Below are 13,339 nucleotides of genomic sequence, written 5' to 3'. Positions count from 1 at the left end.
TCGGCGGCGAGCCGGTCGCGCAACGACTTACCCGGCCCGAACAGGCCGCTGCGGGCGTTGAGCGCGAGCGCGCAGTATTCGTCGATCAGGTGTCGGTAGGCTTCTTCGGGGTGGGCGCGGTAGCGGGCGAGTTGGTCGGGCCAGCTGGGCACGCTGACGAAACAACACTGCCGGCAGCAACTTTTCGGCCACCACACCCCGAACAGTCCGAACAGGTAGCCCTGGCTCATCGCCCGTGTCATCCCCGCCTCGTGTAGCGGGTAGATGGGGTGACGTCGCCCGCTCATCGTGACCGAGGTGTCGCGCGCGATGCGCCCGGTTTCCTCGGCGGCGAATCCCACCGCGTGGATGTAGGGCCGCGGACCCAGATTCGTGGCCCGCCATGCATCGAGGGGCTGGCCCTTTGCCTTTGCTGAGCAGGCACGACCGTTCAGGGTGGGCATGACGCCGTTGGCGCGGTGCTCGGCCGAGAGCGCGTAGAAACCGTGCTCGTCGGGATCGGGATGCAACCGCGTCGGAGCTCGGGTGTCTTGCAGGACGACGATCCCGTCGGCGACCCGCGGTCCGGCGCGAGCGACCTCGACCAAGCGTACCGAACGGGCGGCGAGCAACGGCAGGATATGCTCGGCGACCAGATTGCAGGTCGATAGCCACTCGTCGCTTCTCTATCGAGAACCGTGTTGTTGCTACCTTCTGTTGCTCAGGCTGCGAAAAGAATTTGGAGTACACGTGGACCTGGACAGCGTCCTTGCCGGCGTTCGGTCCGCAGTCGCGCCCGTGGGCGACAAGGCGACCCGGGAATCGCACATTGAGTTAGGAAGGCTTCTGGCTCAATGCTGGCCGAGGTTATATGTCGAGTGCAGGGGTTACTCGTCTTCGTCGTCGATCGGTTCAGTGATCCACTCGGGAGGTACGAGGGCCTGGTTGTTGCTGTAGCGCCAGCGTTCGACGACGTGATCATGGAATAGAGGGTCGGTCAGGTCGGCGTGTTCTACGACGATGACCTGAAGGGTACCGTCGAGGGCTTGGGTGCTGTTGACGATGGTCTGGTAGACCTTCAGCAGTTGGCTGAGGTCGCGGGTGGGCTCGCCGTAGTCGGGTGGGAAGTACACCTGGGATGGCTGGTCGAGGATCAGGATCCGCGGGACGGGGCTGCGGTGCTCGCTGAACCACTCGTGCAGGCTCAGTAGCGTGGCGACGTGGTAGCCGAGGTGGTTCTCGGCGCTGCCCATGTCGGCGAGCCGGACTGGGCCGTCGTTGGTGTCGGCGATGACGGTCAGTCGGTTGATGTCGAGACGGATGGGCGTGTCTGCGTGGCTGAGTTCGAGCGCGGCCGCCTTGGTGCGGATGTTCTGATTGATCAGTGACAGGTAGCTGGTGAGCCGGTCGTCCTGGGTGTCGTCGCTGAGGAGGTCCTCCAGTTCAGCGATCTGCTGCTGGAGGTCTTCGCGGCGGTCCTCGATCTGTGGGGCGCTGACGTGTTGAGCGGTGGTGTCGAGGTACAAGCTGATGCGGCCGCGCACGTGGGCGGCGCGCTGTGCGTCGTCCGACTCTCGCTGTAGTGCGCGCAGCCCGGCGCTGATCTCGTTGATTTCGTCCTGGTTGCGGGAGAGGGCTGCGCGCAGCCTCTGCAGTTGTTCCTCTTCCTGGGCCAGTTGCTGTTGCAGGGCCGGTGTGTCGCTGCCGATGACCTGGAGGTCGCCGTCGAGACGTTCGAGGTCGTGCATGATCGCAGCCACCGTGCTGTTGGCCGAGGCGATCGGACTCTCGCACACCGGGCATTGAGCCGCCTGGGAGGTGTCCCGGTCCACCCGCATCAGCCCAAGGGACGAGAGTCGGGCGCGCTGCTCGTGTGCTTGCCCGGTGAAGTCGTCGTTTTCCTCGAGCGCGCGTTTGAGGTCAGCGATGCGAGCGCGGGACTGTCCGACGGCACGGCGCAATTGAGTACGCCTGCCTGTAGCGTCGGCCATCGGATCACCGTCGTTGTCGGGGCCTTCTCCGGACGCGAACTGGCTCCTGCCCTCGAGGACGAAGCGGAGCAGGCTGGAAACTTCCTCGGCGGTCGGTTCGCGGTCGCGACGTGGAATCAGCCCTGCCTCAAGCGCCTCGGTCAGCAGGGCTTGAGCCTGGCCTGAAGCCGGGCCGAAGTCGCGGCCTTGGGCGAGTTTGGTCTCGAGGTCGGAGAGGTCCCGGCGCAGCAGTCGCAATCGGTTGCGCAGCGCAGCCTGTTCCGGATCGACGGCACCGAGGAAGTACGGGATGACACCGCGAATGGTGTGCGGGCGCCATTCCTCGCCTTGAGAATGGAACAGCAGATCGGGGTTGGCGACCTCGTTCTGCGCCTGGAAGCAGAAGTACAACGCGTGGCGGATCGAGGGGGCGATGGTCTGGGCGCGGCCGACCGCGGGGACCTTGACGGTGCGGTCGATCCCGGAGAAGTCGCTGAGCAGGTCCTTGGCAACATCCAGCGGAGTCGTAAAGGACAGCTGCTCCAACGGGGGCGGTGGGGTGCCGGGGGATTGGGACAGGATGCACAGCACCGTGCTAACTGCTGCTCCGCGGTTGGGGGCAGGCCGAGCCACAAAGAGCTGCTGGCCCGGTTTGACGAGGGTGACGGCAAAAATGCCCACATACTCGCGGACTATGCCAGCCTTGACGGGGTAGTCGGAGCTGGCCAGACAGTAATCGATGATCGTCAGCAGCGCGCTCTTCCCACGCCGGGAGTCGCCCGTGACGATGTTGAGGGTGCCTGCAAGGAAGGGGACCGAGCGGACCTGTCCGGGCTGCTTGCCGTAGACGGTTACTGCCTGGATCTGAAAGCTCACGCTCGAACCCCCAAGAGTGTCAGAACAGTGCTGATGCTGCCGGTGCTGGGCAGCCAGCGCCCGAGCTGTTGCGCAGCCTTCTGAATCGCGGTGTGCTGCTCGGGGCCGTCCTCGACGACCTTTACGGTCCGCCGTGCCACGGTAAGCCTGGAGCCTTGCAGCCTGAGCACCCCACTCTGAAGAGCAAACAGCAGCCCCGGCCGTATGACGGAGGCGAGGGTGGCGGCATTGAAGCTCATCGCTACGCGGACGGCCGGGTTCTCGTCGAGCCAGCCCATCAGACCTGTCCGAGTGGTGGCTGGCAGCACCGCTCGGATCGACGGCTGGAAAGCCATGACCGCAGCGGTCACGGCGACCGGAAGGGGGCAGGCGGCGCGGTACTTCGTCTCATAGCCCTGCACGGCCCGGACGCACACGAGTGCGGTGAAGGCCGGGTTAAACAGGGCGCGCTCCTCTCGACTCAGGTCAAGATCGGCCATCAACGGCTCCGGTCGGCTCCAGCAGGGCTGCTAGGCGGGCACTGAAGTCCGGGTGCCAGCCGACTCGCAGCTCATCCGCGAGCATCTGGTACGACCCTTTGGTGACGAACACCTCTTCACAGCCGGGCCGTATTCGCATCCTGGCTTCGTGATCGACCCACCGGTAGATCAGCTTTGCTTGATGCTTCATCTCTTCCTCGGTGGCCTCGTCGCCGAGGTCCTCGCGCATCTCGGCGAACCGCGACTGCCACTCCTCCACGAGCCTGCGCTCGTAGGTACCTATCTCCCCGGCGCGCACCAGGTTCTCGTCGGCCCACCGTGAGCGCTGGGCGAAGGCCCGCACCCAGTCTCGCACCGCATAACCGATCCGTTCCGCGCCCACGTCGATCAGCCGCAGTTGATGGACGAAGACCTTGTCGGAGGCATCGACGGCAGCAGGATCAGCATCTGTTAGCGCGAAGATATCGGGGTCGATGGGCAGGTTGTGTTCACCGATCTGGTTTCGCAGATCGGTGAACATCTCATCGAATTCGGCGCCGGTCACGGGATCCGATCCCGGGGAACTCATCTGGGCGGACGCCCGCTCGAAAAACCAACCCTCCAGGCGCTGAAGAAAGGGCTCGGCGAAGCGTCGTTCGACGGCCAGACTCGCGTAGCCCAGCAGATCATCTCTGATTTCGTCCATGCCCGGCGCGTCACCGATGACCTCTATACGGCTGATGAGTTCGGCCCGGCGTCGCTCATCGAGAGCGTCGAATGCGTCGAACGCCTTGGCGAGAGTCTCACTCTTGGAGGATTTTCGGGCCTGGACGAGGAGGACGTCGGCCGCTTTTTCGTCGCGATATCCGCTGGTCTCGGGCTGTAGGGAGAACCCTGCGCTGCCGTCAGGCAGCTCTGCGGTAGTAATCAGGTAGAGGTTTGTCTCGGCAAGGTCGATGCGGTTTTCGGTAACGGCCTGCGACCATACTCTGATCGTCTTCCACAGGTCCGGCGACAGGTCCGTCAGCCTCACGTTGTCGGCGCGCTTCTTCAGCTGGGTCAGCTCGGTGCGCGACCCGATAAGGGCCTGGACATCGTCGGTCGCCTCGATCGCCACACTCCACTCGATCCCGCCCCGGGAGAGCTCCACACACCGCTGGAGTGCCACGCGGAGCTGGTAGAGGTAGCCGAGCGCTGACGCTGAGGCCTCAAAAGGATTGCCAGAACTGCTCATGCCGCCACCGCCTCCCTCTGGTTACCGAATACAGGAATCATTCCATGGGCGAACCGCCGACAGAACACGGATTGCCAAACTCGTCTCCTCTAAGGAGTGCCAGCTGGCCGCCGACAATAGCGCCGCTGACTGCGCCGACGGCTCGCGAAACAGTCTGGAGCAGTGACGAATCAGCGTCTGGCGGTTCTCGACGCGATGTTAGCGCACTGCTCATCGACACGACTTTCCCCGCCGGAGGCCGTCACGGCCGCTGCGCTGGCCGGGGCAGCTGCGTGACCGGTGAGGCAGCCTGGAATGCGTCGCGCTCGGCCGCGGTGTCGGCCAGTTCGTCGGCGAGTTGGCCGATGATGATTGCGTAGGTGCGGGCGAGTTGCTCGAAGTGGCGTCGCTGTTCGCGTTCGGTTCGCAGTTGGGTCCGCAGGTGCTCGAGGTCGTGTTCGGCGGCTTGAAGTGGTCGGGATTTGTGGTCGGCGGCTTTGAATTCGGCTTGATATTTGCCTTTGAGGTGGTGTGGGTATTTGTGGGTCAGCAGCCAACGTTTGATCCCGGCTTCCTGTGCGAGGGACAGGATGGTCAGCTTGCCGTCGGAGTGTAGAGGTGTTCCGGCCAGCAGACGATCAGCTGCGGCGCGGAGCCGGTCGCACAGTTCGGCCGGGGGTGCCGGTTCCGCGATGAAGTCGTTCATGGCCGGTCGGTGCCTGTCTCGCGTTCGGTGTCGTGCTGGTCGAGGATCTTGTCGAGATGGTCCAGTCGTAGTCGTTGGCGTGCCAGCCTGATAGGGGGGGGCTGGCGGGATCGTCGAGAGCGGCACGGAGGTTGTCGGCTTCGGCGCGGAGTTCGGTAATGTCGGTGTCGGTGCGGGCGATGTTGCGGCACGTGGGTCGACAGTCGGTGGTATCGGGGGTGTGGCGGGCGTCGTCGACGCTGGGTGCCAGCTCGCATAGAGCCGTGGCGGCGTTGAATACGCAGGTCATGCCTTTGCCGGGGTAGATCTGTAGTGACGGGTTGGCCAGGATGTGGCGGGCTTGTCGGCCGCCGCGGATGACGCGGCCGGCGAATCGGGAGCTGCCGCCGGCGACTCGAGTGCGGTAGGCGTCGGCGGCGGGACCGCTGACGTGTTCGCCGTCGGCGAGTCGGCGGTCCGCTTCGTCGAGTTCGTCGAGGCGGGCCAGCCACCGTTCGAACGCCAGGTCGTCGGGGAATCCGGAGGCGTAGTTGCCGCCGTAGCCCTGGGTGATCTGGACGTGCAGGTGCCCGTACTGGATGGCCGCGGCGACGAGCCCGCGGGGACGGCGGCAGATGAACCATGCAAGGGTGCGCCTGAACTGGGACGGCGCTATCGCGCGCGCCGGTGTCGGGATGGTGTCGGTGCGGTGGTGGTCGCGGCAGTAGGTGTTGACCCAGTTAGTGAAACGCGCCAGGTCCTTGGTGATTTCGGGTGTGGTCCGGGCGCCGTCGCGGTCGTGGGGTTTGCGGGTCCACACCAGACGCGCCGGAAACAGGACCGTGGTGTCGGTGAGCCCTTCGAGCACCGCGACCGCGCGGGCGACCGGTTCGATGACGACCCACGGGTCCTCGCGGTACACACCTTCGGGGATCTTGGTCCCGTCGGCGTCGGTGGCGTTCTTCCATTTCAGGCCCCGCAGCAGCCACAATCGGCTGATCGGATCGTATGTGACACAACCGCGTTCGAGACTGAGTATCTCTCCGGGCCGCATACCCGACAGGTAGGCGATCACGGTGAAGCAGGCGGCGTAGAGCGCGTGCACCAAGTTCTTGACGTCGTCGTAGTCGATGCGGGACTGCCACACTCGCCCCTCGAGCAGCCCGGTCGGTCGGTGGTGCAGGTAGGTGCTCTCGGCGATGGGTATTCTCGCGTCGAGGATGGACTTGCGATGTGGTCCTTCGCGTTCGAGGAGTTGGTAGTCCAGGCCGGTCAAACGCCCCAGATGCGCCCAGTGCGGTTCGAGGGCCCCGTCGGCGGTTCGTCTGCCGGGCAACGACTCACCGTTGGAGCAGAACTCGCCGATGAGGGTATCGATTCGAGCGACAGCGTCCGCGAAGCTGGCACGCCGGTTGGATGTCGGCGAGGGGAAGGTCGGTCTAGTGCGGCCGACGAGAGTGCGATATTCGGCGCGGGCGGCGGTGATGTCGTCGCTGAAGTCCTCGACGAATCTCAGTGCCCAGCACAGCATCATACTCATCGTGGTTTCGGGGATGCGTGGGGTCAGGTTCACCGCAGGGCGCCGCAGCGGGCCGAGCAGGTACCGGGCCTCTTTCCCGTTCCAGGGTGGTTCTTCGGGCAGTCGTGCCTCGGGTGGGAGGGCCTCGCGCATCGCCCACAGCCGCCGCACGGCCTGGATCACATCGACGCGGTCGGCTTCGCGCATCGGCGCATCCCGGACGGCGTCGAGGAATCGGTCGAGATCGGTGCTGGTGACCGCGTCCAGGGTGGTGATCGCGTGCTGGTCCAGCCAATCCAGCAGAACGCGCAGCATGCGCAGGTGATTGTGCATCGAGAACACCGACAGCCGTCCTTTGAGGCTGGCGCGACGCAGCACGGTCATGTCGTGGTCGCCGTTGAGTTCCAGCCACACATACGCTTTCGCGATCAGACGGAACGATTCGGGTACGAGGGCGAAGTTCAAACTCTTCGACCCGTAGTGTTTCTCGTGGATGGCGGGGCTGAGCTTCCAGCGGTCCTCAGCGAAGAGGGACAGATCGGCGGGACGCGCGTCGGGGCGCAGTGGGCGGTTGAACAGTACCGGCGTGTCGGGGTCGAGGACAAAGCCCCCGGCGCGCAGTACGGCGGATCGAGCGGGTCGGGTCATCGATGATCCAGTTCCTTGTCGAACAATCGCGCCACCAGCGCGTGATGGTCGGGGCCGATTTCGGCGCGGGCGCATTCGACCGCGGTGTCGCCGGCTCGGGTCAGCAGTTCGTCGAGTTGGCCGAAGGGATAGGCGAAACGCTGCGCCCACCGCAGCGCGGTCATCTGTGTTCGACGTCGATCCAGCAGCTCGTGTGCCGCGATCTGGACGGGCAGGTGGTGGGGCAGGGCACGTGCGCAGGGGCAGTCCAGGCATTTGAGGAACGACGCCGTGCACGCGCGACCGGGCTCGGTATGGGGGCTGTTGAGGTTGTCGGTGCACGCGGCCAGCACCGTGTCCGCGTCACGGGCCACCAACAGCCGCAACACCGCCTCGCTGACGCCGAAGCGGGCCGCGACCGTGCCCGGTTCACGGCCGGCCTGTTCCAGATCGGAGGCGCTGAGCTGCGGTATGGCGCCCATAGAGCGCGCCTTGCCCGCCTCGGCGGTCAAGACCTCGGCGACCAATCGCTGGTACTCCACCACGCTGGAGCGGTCTCGACGCAGGTAGGTGTCGGCCAGTGTGCTGGTGGTGTGCGCGACAGGGCGCTGCTCGCGCGCGGCGTGCGTGGCCCGCAGCCGCGCCAACGACACTCCGAGTGCCGCGGTCTGTCCGTCCTGGTCCGGATCGGTGTCGAGCATCAGCTCCTGTCCCCAGTTCCCGGCCAACCCTTGCTGATCCGGGGTCTTGAATCCTTTACCGGACGTCGGATTCCAGTACACGAACAGTCTGTCGCTACCGAGAATGCGACGCGCGGAACTGGTCAACTCGTGTGCGAGCGTGTACACGCCGAACGGAGTGTGCAACTCGTCGAACGCGGAGACGGTCCCGTCGGCGCGGGCGCCGGTATCTGCCCACACCGGCAGATCGGTGAACGCCGAGGTCATGTGGGCCCGGCGGCCCCGGCGGGGTTTGACCAGGTCGACCTGCGCCGAGGCGATCGGCCCCGTGTAGCCGTCGGGGCGATGGTGCGCCGCGGGGGCGTTGTAGATCGTCGAGCCGTTCTGGCCGGTCAACCGAACCAACAACACCGTGAACGCGGCGACCTCACGCCAGTCCAGATGCACTGCGGTGTTGACCGCCAGCGCGCCGCCGTGGCGCGCCACGCGCCGTAGCCCCTGCTCCCCGGGCAGCGCGTAGACATCCCCGGCCCGCTCGACGTGATCGAGCAATTCGCAGTACTCCGCACGGACCGGATCGCCTACCAGTTCTGTGTCGTTGTCCCGCCACCGCGCCAATAGGTCGAGGTTGGTTCGGATCCGGACCGCGGCACCACGAGCGGTGTCGCGGGCAGCGCGCAGGATCCGTGCTTCCTCGGTCTTGCTGTAGCTGGCGTGCGCGGTGAAGCTGTTACGGCGCACCGGGACTCGCTGCGCGCAGCGGGCCGTGAACGTCGGTGTCAATCCCTCGACCTCGACCAGCAACGACCGCAGAACCCCGACATCCATCCCCGACGACGCCAAACCCGAGCGTCGCATCAGGAACTCGTCCAGATGCGACGGACTCAGATCCGCCGCCGAGCGTGGCGGTCGAGCACGCCCGGCCAACACCTCACAGAACCGCAGCAGAAGTGCGAAGGTGTTGCGCGCCGAGCCGGCCGCTTTCACCCGCCCTTCCGGACCGGTGTGCGCTTCGAACGCGCGGGCGAACGAGACTCGCAGCTCGTCGCTGACCGGCAATCTCGTGAAGTCGAAATCGATCGGTCGGCCACCGCGCTCGGCCACGAAACGCACCACGCACCGGTGACCGTCATCGAACAGTCGTTGCGGGGCAACATATCCTGCCTCCGGCATCGCCGCCCGTCGTCCCCTGCTCACCGGAGGGTCCCGACCGGATCGGTGAGCACCCGACCGTCACGGTGGAACACCGCGCGCATCAGTTTCGAGATCGACTCCTCGGCGGCGTGCAGCAACAGCAACTCGACTCCCAGACCGCGGAAAGGCTCGAGATAGGTGTGTCGGGTCGAGCGGGGGTCGACATGACCGAGCATCAGCTGCACCAGATCCCACGCATCCCCGAACTGCTCACGAAAATCCCTGGTCTCCTGCTTATTCAGATGCGCGACCCGCTCTTGATAGGCCAACCGACCTACCGAGAACCAGCGCAGAGCGAAGCTGTGGCGCAACATGTGCGGCGCACCCGCGAACCCGACGAGCCCCAACCGTGCCAGCCGCGCGTTGGCCTGAGAAAAGGTGTGCTCCCATCCGTGCGGATCACGAGCCAGACCGTCCTCGTTCAGCCACACCGCCGCGGGCTCGAGACCGTCGGCGCCCTCCACCAGCAACCGGCGACGTTCCGAGAGGCCCAGCGCGTCCAACGACACCTCCGAAACCCTGCCGTCGAACCCCTGCAACCGAACCCGCCGCGACGCCGAGACCGAAACGATGACCCGTGCGTCCGCGAGGCGTCGGTAACGGTCGGCGCGCTGAGCGCGGCGCACGGCACGGGCCCGCTCACCTTCGATATAGCCCAGAACCTCCACCAGCGTGCGGCGCGGCATCCAATAGTCGCGTCCTCGACCGCCCTTGGCGCACTCGTCCGCCAGACGACAGGTCGTGTATACGCGGTGCGGATCATCGGCCGGCAATTCGAGCGTCAACAGCGATCCCATCTCCGACAACCGCAGACCAGTCCCATACAGTGCATCGGCGAACGCGCCGTCGCGCTGGGAGTTGCGGCCCCGGAACCCCGGATCCTCGCTGCCGTCGAGCGCGAACCCCATCAAACCGACATCCCGATAACGCCGGTAACCGTCCGGATCGAACCACTTCACGTTGCGATCCCGGCTCGCCGCCGGCGCCGTCACCGGTTCACTGCCGTACCTGTCATCCGATCCGCGTCGCGGCCGAACCCGGATGGGATCGGGGATGCCGAACTCGCCGGATGCCCACCTGTAGAACAGGCGAAGCGCGATCAGGTTGTGCTCGTAGGTCCCGGGGGCCACCCGGCTGGGATTGCGTGCATCGCTCAATCGCCACACCTTGAACGCCGACTGAGCATCTCTGCCGGGACGATCCCACGAAACACCGTAAGCAACAAGAAAATTGAGCCACACTAACAAGCTGTAGGCATACTTGCGCCACGTCGTACGACCAGCGTTGCCCAGTTCATCGCTGACGAACCAGCGATTGACCCGGACATCGGGAACACCACCAGGCCCCAAGAACACCGGCTGCCCCACCCTCACCCGCCCAGCCGCCCGCTCCAGCACACCGCGATAACGCACCACCACCGGATCCGCCACGACATTCGGCGGAATACCGTCGGTGCCAACGAAGTAGAGCTGCCATCCCTCCGCCACTCCGTGCTCGGGCCTTGTCTCGTCCACCGGACCTCCAATGCTCAATTCCGACTTGACTCCGCCGGGACGAGGAAGAGATGAGTCGGCGGAAAGCTCTCATCGAGAACGGATTACAACACGAGTGGACTGGGTAGAGAACGTCGCCCGTTTGGGCCACCATCACCACCAGATTCGACAGATCACCACGCAGTTCCGGCGGCCGGAACCCTGGGTCGAGCAGCGTGCGGGTCACCCCCGCCGCGCTGTCGACACCGAGCCCGAACGACCAGCACACCGGCACCGCATCGTCGTCGAAAAGCGTCGCGAGAGGAAACAACCCTGCGGTGTCATCGACCATGTGAATTCCTCCTTCCGGTGACGGAGCGCGGGTTCGGCTGCCGCGGCGACGGTTCGGTGACGCGTGCGGCGGGTGGGTCAGACTTCGGCGGGTCGGCGGGCGTGCAGGAGCACAGTGGCGGCACCGGTGCCGGAGGTGGTGAATGACCCGGCGGGCAGGACCTCGTGACCGCCGTGGGCGGTGACGATTTCACGCACCGCGCGGTGGGCGTGGTCTGTGCGGTAGGTGTAGCCGTTGGGTGCCAGGCTCAGCAGCTGTGCCCCAGGGGCCAGGAGGTTCCAGGCGGTGTGGAAGTGGTCGATCCACACCGTCGGCCTGTGGGGCAGGGCGAAGGGCGGGTTCATCACCACTCCCGCGTACCGATCGGTGGCCCCTGCTGCGAATTCCTCGAACTCGGCGATCACTACCGTGACGCGCGGGTCGTAGTCGATGGCCGCGGCACGCTCGCGATCGGGCTCCACGGCGGTGATCCGCATCCCGGGGTTGGCCGCCAGGATCGCGCGCACCAGCGCGCCGCCGCCGGCGGAGGGCTCGAGGACGTGAGCGCCCGGGGCGAGTGCACTGATATCGGAGTGCGGACCCTCCACGAGGAGCCGAGCCAGAGCCTCGGGTGTGGCGAAGTACGCCGCGAGCACCTTGCTGTCGGTGTTGGGGGTCGTGCCGCGCGCCACGGCCGCGGCGATGGTCTCGGTCGGGTCGTCGGGGAAGACATGGGCGCGGGCCCGGCGGTCCCACTGTCCGCCCATCGCCTCGAGGACCTTGTTGAGTTTGCGGTAATCGGACACGCTGAGCCGGTCGGTCAGGAACAGTTTGTTGCCCTCGACGCGTGACCGAGCCAGGATCTCGCGGGCGAACTCGGGCACCGAGACCGACGTTCTCACAGCCATCGATGGTCACCTTTCATACGGAACGGACACGGACAGCACCGACAGCGCCCCGGAAGCGGATAGCCCTGGACCAACAGCGACGGGCGGGACAGCCAGCCGAGCGCGGGGCAATCCCGAAGCGGTTTCAGGCCGGTGAGTGGAGCAGCGTCTCGCTCCATTCGTCGGCCGCGGTGAAGCGAACCTGACCGGCGAAGGCCGCGCCGAGGGTGATGGTGATGCGGAGGCGGTAGGTGTCGGTCCAGGTCCGCAGTTCATCACCGGTGCGGACGAGTCGGCGCTGGTCCTCGGGGTCGAGGGTGTCGAAGAAGACGGCGTAGTCGGCGAGGCTTCCGACGTGCAGGGCACCCGCGTACCGCCACAGGTAGCGGCGCGGTTCACCGTGCAGACAGCGCTCGCCGTGGCGCACGTGCACCCCGCCCACGACCGAGACCACGGTGTCGAGACAGCTCGAACGGTCCGGACGCGGCCGATTCGCCCGCGCTCGCACGCGCACCTCGACGTGACGCGGCTGCCGTGCCCCGTGTCGTACCACGCGGCGTTGGCCGTAGGCTCGTCGAGCGATCACAGCGCCGGTCTCGAGGAGCGCGCGACTGGACGCTGAACATGTGGTGTTCGAAGTCTTTCAGGCGGTGCAGCGACCGCGCTGGTCGGCTGTCGCGGCCTCGGCGATCGCCTCGGCGATGGACACCTCGGGCCGGAAACGGTGCCCGATACGGGCCTCGACCGCAGCGTATTTGGCAGCCAGTTCAGGATGCAGGCGCGCGGCCCGCACCAGCGCCGAGCGAGGTGAGTAGATGCAGAAAATGCACGACGCGCGGGCGAAACCCATACTGTAGGCAATATGGGGTCGGGTGCCCGCCGCGGCGATCCGCGCCCACACCGTCTCGAGGTCCCACCCGTGGATGGGCAGCCAGGTATCGATGATTCGCCGCGAATTCGACACCGTGGCCTTGGGCGGATCGCCCGCCGTGCGCGCGTCACTACACTCACGGCACAGACAGGTTCGGCCGCGCTCATGGACGAACGGCGCTCTGTTCGCGCGTTCACGCGATTCTCCGCTGCGGTGGCCCATGATGTTCAACACCCGCACCGGGCGATCGGTGATCCCGGACGCCCGGGACTCCGCGACCAGCGTCGTGATCACCCGCCGACAGGTAGAACGCTTGAAATCACTTGTGCACCAGCGTATTCGAGGCGAAGGCCATTTGCCTCGTTCGGCGACCCGGTCGAGGAGGTCCCCACCGTTGCGTGCCACGGTCTCATGGCGCAGCCCATAATGCGCGGCATGGCTTCTCGCGAGCGCCGAGGTGCCCGGCCAGTCGGCTCGGCCCATGTCGGCGTGGACGGTGGTGACCCGGTCCAGCACGCCGAGGCCGTGGAACACCTCGACCAGGACATCCAGCATCGCTTGGCTGTCCTTGCCGCCC

General features: G+C 66.2%; 10 protein-coding genes and 1 pseudogene. All 11 read right to left on the bottom strand.

What is annotated here, in order from left to right:
• Positions 1-587, bottom strand: a pseudogene (locus ON30_RS29000) (hypothetical protein); the annotation flags it as partial.
• A 279-nt stretch (positions 588-866) separates the two neighbouring features.
• On the bottom strand, positions 867-2,825 hold the full coding sequence (locus tag ON30_RS28995; RefSeq protein ID WP_040712448.1) for a DUF3732 domain-containing protein: 1,959 nt from the start codon (positions 2,823-2,825) through the stop codon (positions 867-869).
• The gene (locus ON30_RS28990; RefSeq protein ID WP_040712445.1) at positions 2,822-3,304 is read right to left on the bottom strand and encodes a three component ABC system middle component; all 483 of its coding nucleotides are present in this window, start codon (positions 3,302-3,304) and stop codon (positions 2,822-2,824) included. The genes ON30_RS28995 and ON30_RS28990 overlap by 4 nt, the downstream gene beginning before the upstream one ends.
• Positions 3,291-4,517 (bottom strand): ABC-three component system protein, encoded by a 1,227-nt coding sequence (locus tag ON30_RS28985; protein ID WP_040712442.1) that lies wholly within the window; start codon positions 4,515-4,517, stop codon positions 3,291-3,293. The genes ON30_RS28990 and ON30_RS28985 overlap by 14 nt, the downstream gene beginning before the upstream one ends.
• Positions 4,518-4,758: 241 nt before the next feature.
• On the bottom strand, positions 4,759-5,202 hold the full coding sequence (locus ON30_RS36500; RefSeq protein WP_051030110.1) for a hypothetical protein: 444 nt from the start codon (positions 5,200-5,202) through the stop codon (positions 4,759-4,761).
• The gene (locus ON30_RS36495) at positions 5,135-7,348 is read right to left on the bottom strand and encodes a hypothetical protein (protein ID WP_051030109.1); all 2,214 of its coding nucleotides are present in this window, start codon (positions 7,346-7,348) and stop codon (positions 5,135-5,137) included. Before ON30_RS36495 ends, ON30_RS36500 begins: the two co-directional genes overlap by 68 nt.
• A complete protein-coding gene (locus ON30_RS28970; protein ID WP_157183908.1) occupies positions 7,345-9,204 on the bottom strand; it encodes a hypothetical protein in 1,860 nt (619 codons plus the stop codon). The genes ON30_RS36495 and ON30_RS28970 overlap by 4 nt, the downstream gene beginning before the upstream one ends.
• Complete coding sequence (locus ON30_RS38600) at positions 9,201-10,715, bottom strand: site-specific integrase (RefSeq protein WP_157183907.1); 1,515 nt, start codon at positions 10,713-10,715, stop codon at positions 9,201-9,203. The genes ON30_RS28970 and ON30_RS38600 overlap by 4 nt, the downstream gene beginning before the upstream one ends.
• 387 nt (positions 10,716-11,102) lie before the next feature.
• Positions 11,103-11,912 carry a class I SAM-dependent methyltransferase gene (locus ON30_RS28955; RefSeq protein ID WP_157183906.1) on the bottom strand — a complete coding sequence of 270 codons (810 nt, stop codon included), beginning with the start codon at positions 11,910-11,912 and terminating at the stop codon, positions 11,103-11,105.
• A 124-nt stretch (positions 11,913-12,036) separates the two neighbouring features.
• Positions 12,037-12,345 (bottom strand): hypothetical protein, encoded by a 309-nt coding sequence (locus ON30_RS28950; RefSeq protein ID WP_169334962.1) that lies wholly within the window; start codon positions 12,343-12,345, stop codon positions 12,037-12,039.
• 189 nt (positions 12,346-12,534) lie between these two features.
• The coding region (locus ON30_RS28945; protein WP_040712430.1) for a phosphoadenosine phosphosulfate reductase domain-containing protein at positions 12,535-13,339 on the bottom strand (805 nt) is incomplete at its 5' end.

The sequence above is a fragment of the Nocardia takedensis NBRC 100417 genome, assembly GCF_000308695.1.
GTDB classification, from domain to species: Bacteria; Actinomycetota; Actinomycetes; order Mycobacteriales; family Mycobacteriaceae; genus Nocardia; species Nocardia takedensis.
The sequence above is the reverse complement of the archived record's forward strand: the minus strand, read 5'-3'. Positions and strand labels throughout refer to the sequence as shown.